This window comes from Cohnella endophytica (assembly GCF_003628305.1).
In the GTDB taxonomy this organism is placed as follows: Bacteria; Bacillota; Bacilli; order Paenibacillales; family Paenibacillaceae; genus Cohnella; species Cohnella endophytica.
In genome coordinates, this window is the sequence record NZ_RBZM01000023.1 from 1 (window position 1) to 4,703 (window position 4,703).

Here is a 4,703-nt window from a genome sequence, read left to right on the forward strand (position 1 = left end):
CGCGTTTGCTGGGCTTCGCGTCATTCTTACGGCACTTGTGAGAGCCACGTAAGGACAGCAAAGGGGAGCAGCCCGAAAGCCACTCCCCCAGAGGAAACTATTAATCGTTATAGAAGCCTCATTATTTCAAGTTAATAAGTTTTTGAATTGTTGTCCTGCTTCTTGTGACCCAGACTGGTTCACTTGGATATATAGAATCTATGTCATACTCTGTTACAACTTGTTTACGTTTGTCTTTAGATACTCCGTTTACTTTCTCTGAGTAAGTAACACTCTCGACTTTCCATATTTTCTTTCTAATCTTCTTATCAATCCACAGTTCATTATAACTCTTTAGGTTCGGTTCAAAGACAAAGTAAAAGCTATTGTCTCTAAAACGACTATCCCTTGAAGAAAACTTCTTTAGCGTCAAAAAAATATAGGGTAAGAAATCTAACGTGAGATCCCTATAGTACCAGATACGTTTTGTATTAGCGAGTTCAACTAGTTCTTTGAACTCTTCAAACTTCAAGCCAGCGCAGAGAAGGTCGCATTTAAGAAAAACTTCGTAAAATCGTTGTGTAAAATCACTTTTGACTTTCAGAGCGTTAGCCTCATCCTCCTCTGACGGAAGAAGATTCACATACGGGGTTGAATTGGCCTGAATAGTTGGACAATTTGATCCACGAACGGAATGCCAAAAATGAGTTGTTGTCGAAACAGTGCTCTCTGCCCTGACTTCTAACTTATTCCCGCAAACAATGCAGAGCCCAGATTGATCTGCAGAAAAAAGCTTTAACCACTCATCAATTTTATAAACTAGCCCATCTTTTGGATTAATAGCTCTATCCATTGGGACCTCCCTGTTCAGACTGATTTGTATATGAAATATATCGGAAACAGATAATGGAATATTTATGTGCAATTGATCAGCTCATTTCAGACTTTCAGTAGCTTCCTTTCTAATAGTCAACAATTCGTCTATCTTCTCCGCTACCTCCTGCTGAAGGGTTGGGAACAGATGCGAATACCTGTCGAGCGTAATCATGATCGAGGAGTGACCTAACCGCTCTGAAACGGCTTTTGGGTGTATTCCTGCCTTCAACAACAGGCTGGCGTGCGTGTGCCGGAGGTCGTGCAGCCTGATCTTTGGCAAGCCTGACTTTCGTAACAGGTCCAACCATCGAGATTCCACAAAATACGGACTAACCGGAAAGCCATTCCGTGTCTGCACAACCAATCCGTAGTCGTTATATTCCGTCCCCTTCTTTTCAGCTTTCTTCCGGTCTTCTTCCAGCACAAGCCGATGCTTCTTGAGCGCTTCTACGGTTTGCTGTGGCAAAACAATCGTTCGGATGCCAGCCGCCGTCTTTGGCTCCTGAAAGATATGTCCGACAACCCCGCGAGTATAGGAACGCCGAACCGATAGCTTTCTAGCCTCAAGGTCGATGTCTGCCCACTTCAACCCGAGAACCTCACCGCGACGCATCCCAGTTGTCGCAGCCAGCAGAAAGATAATGTGGTAACGACTGTCTTTCGTGAACTCAAGGAATCGCATTAACTCTTCTTCGGTCCACACGTTCGTTTGGCTTTTGGGGATCTTTGGCGGTTTTACGACACGAGCAACATTCTTGGGCAGAAGCTCCCACTTCACAGCCGTTTCCAAAGCATCGTGGATGACCTTGTGAACGTGGTTGATCGTTTGTGCCGATAATCGCTTTTCACCGCTACCAAGCCGTTCATACATGCTCACCAAATGCTGCGGTAACAGGTTGACCATCTTGTGTTGCCCAAGCTGCGGGATGATGTGAAAATTGACCAGCCATCGATACGTCTTGTATGTACCGGGACGAATGCTCATTTGTTTCTGTGCCAGCCACGACGTGAAGTACGTGGCTACGTTATCTTTTGTCGGTTCAATGTATGTATCCGTGTTTAGCTCATGGAGAACCTTCTGTAGCGCCTTCTCTGCATCGACTTTGGATTCGTAGCCTCCTTTGCTCTTCTGTCGCCGCTTCCCTTCGCTGTTCCGGCCGACCTCTACAACCCATGACCACTTGTTACCGCGCTTCGATACACATCCACGCATTCCGATTCCTCCTACGCATCCTCGATTTTGACCGCAAAAAAGCGCCCATCCGCTTTGTCAAAAGCGAACAGACGCACTTCTTTTGGTTATGTTTCTTGCTGGCCGATCTTAGCGGTTCAACAGACCGCTTGTCTCGCGGCAGGCCAACCTCCATCTTTTTGCTACGACTCTAGTCACACCAACAGGCTGTGGCTGTGTTCAAACCCAAACGGCTACCCTGTCTTGCCGGAGCAATCGAATCCAAACGGTCTACCCCTAAAACCAGTAAAACACGTAGATAATCCAGTCGTCAATTGTTGGTCAACGAAGGTCAAACAGGATAAAGTATCGTGAGACACGGCGCGGGCGCTTCTCCCGATGGTGATTGCTGACCTCTGAGTAGGTAGGGTATATTTCAGTACCGACCCAAGCGGCTACTCCTGCATCTGCTACGTAGCCGCGCCGGTCGAGTCAACTCAAGGGAGTGAAGCCTATCGACCCGCCATAAAGAGACAAGAGAGCCACCCGACCTAGGAATCGATTGCCTCTCTCATATGCCGCCCAACTGTAAGTTTTTATACCGCCATTTTACAACAGCGCTTGATGGCAAACAATCCGCTAATGACAATCGCAATGGAAAGCGAGGAGATAAAAATGGATGTGGAAGACATAATAAACGAGGCTGAACAAGAAGAAGCCGCTTTGATCGCACAGGCTGGCTCAGAACGGTTTGTTGCAAACAAAGGCATATATGTGCAGGTAAACTTCAATAGTAACGGTGTACGCCTTGATCCCATAACCAACTTTGTATTTGATAACACGCGCTTCGTCAGCGGTGATCGTGGCTTGTTGGCTGATGTTAGGGTGAATGGTAAGCTGGTCAAATCAAGCACTTTCTTCGACAAGACGAGCTTGACGACCGTAGATGCTTTCCGCAAGAAGCTCCCGACTGAAGCCGATCTCTTGGTTGACCAGAAACAATTCTCTAAGTTCGTCAAGTTCCTTAAAGCACCTGCCCGTAGTCAGCCACATGTTAATATGATCGATCAAACGGGACTGTATAAGGATGCCAAGACGTGCGAGTATTATTTTGTGATCTACGACACGCAGGAGAAGCTTCAACAGATTGTGAAAACGGACAGTAAGATCACCTCGACAGTCTATTGCGAGGGCGTATATGCGCCGAAAACCAAATCATACGTCCGGCTAGACAGTACAGAAGAGAAGTTTAAGAATACGGCACGAACCTTGCTGAACGAAGTACCGGAAGTTTTGAAAGATAATAAATCCACGATCACGCTCGCTTGGAGCTTCGCTAGCCTTTTGAGCCAACTGTATTATGAGAACAAACTTTACTTCCCCATCTTATTTAAGTATGGAGAGCCGGGAGGCGGGAAGTCAACCCTTGCCAAGATTATCGCCGCAATGCTTGGGTATAAATCCGCGAGTGATGCCATTGCGTTTATTTCAACCGCCCAGCCACTCAAAATGGCGCTCGCTGCCACCAACGCCTTTGTTGTCGTATCGGAAGAATTTGTTCTGGTGAAGAACAAAGAAGCACAGCCAATAGCGATACTCAAACTCGTCTATAACCGCGACAAGGTTGAACGTGGAGAGACGAACAAGCAAAACAGTGTAAGCCAGTTGAGCGCACCGCTAATTATACAAGGCAATACTTATGTTACTAACGAAGCGGTAGCAGATCGTTGCCTTCCTGTCCACGTCCGGAAAGCAGACCGCGCCATGAAGCAAGCGGCCGTTGCGAAGCTTTTGCGGGCAGACTTCAGCCACTTTCTGTACCCCTATTTGTTGTACCTGATTGAGAGGCAGGACAAGTGGCACGAGTGGTTTACCCGCGCAGAGGAAATTGTCGGTCGTACAGATGGCGATCAACGGGCATACAACGCAGCGAGTGCAGTTGTGTTCGGTATCTTGATGATGAACGACTTGGCGGAACACGTTGGCGCAAACCAGATCAGCCCGGAAACGATCAACAAAATCATTGAGAGCATCATGGAGCAGCGGAGTATTTCAAACCCCGAAGAACCGTACATTCGCTTTATCAAGTTTGTACAGGACAAGCATACGGACGAAAACGTATCGAAGGAGAAACAGACGTTACTGGACGGCAAACGATTCTGGCTGAGTAAGACTTACTGGGTGGAAAAGTTTCTAGAAGACGTGAAAAGCAAAGGACAAGAGGCGGGACAAAACGATCTGCTTGCTAGCTTGGCTGAACAACCGTTTGTTGAAGGTGGCAAAGAGGGCATAGTAAAGCACATATACCAAAAAACGGTCAGGGCGATTGGGATTGACATCGAAGCGCTAGCGAAGCAAGTGCCGGAGATTCGGGCAGAATTGTGGAACGATATTCGTTTGACGAACTCACGCCTAGAAGCCGAGTATATGGCAAAGGACTTGAAGGGTTCTGTGGAGCATGAGTCAGGGAAAGAAGAAGGCAAGAAAGAGGTACTGGGCAAGCTCGAACAACTGAAGGCGTGGCTGAACGAAGATCAACTTAAAGCCTTTAAAAGACAAGGCTTCTATAACGATTAATAGTTTCCTCTGGGGGAGTGGCTTTCGGGCTGCTCCCCTTTGCTGTCCTTACGTGGCTCTCACAAGTGCCGTAAGAATGACGCGAAGCCCAGCAAACGCG

Annotated in this window: 3 protein-coding genes; 1 reads left to right on the forward strand and 2 read right to left on the reverse strand. The window is 47.3% G+C overall.

The genetic code is table 11. From position 1 onward, the window contains the following. Nucleotides 1-121: 121 nt before the first annotated feature. The gene (locus tag D7Z26_RS27060) at nt 122-832 is read right to left on the reverse strand and encodes a hypothetical protein (protein ID WP_120980151.1); all 711 of its coding nucleotides are present in this window, start codon (nt 830-832) and stop codon (nt 122-124) included. 81 nt (nt 833-913) lie between these two features. Further along, a complete protein-coding gene (locus D7Z26_RS27065; protein WP_120980152.1) occupies nt 914-2,068 on the reverse strand; it encodes a site-specific integrase in 1,155 nt (384 codons plus the stop codon). A gap of 633 nt (nt 2,069-2,701) precedes the next feature. Here D7Z26_RS27065 and D7Z26_RS27070 point away from each other — a divergent pair. Next, complete coding sequence (locus D7Z26_RS27070) at nt 2,702-4,603, forward strand: hypothetical protein (RefSeq protein WP_120980153.1); 1,902 nt, start codon at nt 2,702-2,704, stop codon at nt 4,601-4,603. Nucleotides 4,604-4,703: the final 100 nt, after the last annotated feature.

Bases quoted from the DNA above. Each gene is read 5' to 3' on its own strand.
- D7Z26_RS27065 (WP_120980152.1), bottom strand. From the start codon at position 2,068: ATGCGTGGATGTGTATCGAAGCGCGGTAACAAGTGGTCATGGGTTGTA.
- D7Z26_RS27060 (WP_120980151.1), bottom strand. From the start codon at position 832: ATGGATAGAGCTATTAATCCAAAAGATGGGCTAGTTTATAAAATTGAT.
- D7Z26_RS27070 (WP_120980153.1), top strand. From the start codon at position 2,702: ATGGATGTGGAAGACATAATAAACGAGGCTGAACAAGAAGAAGCCGCT.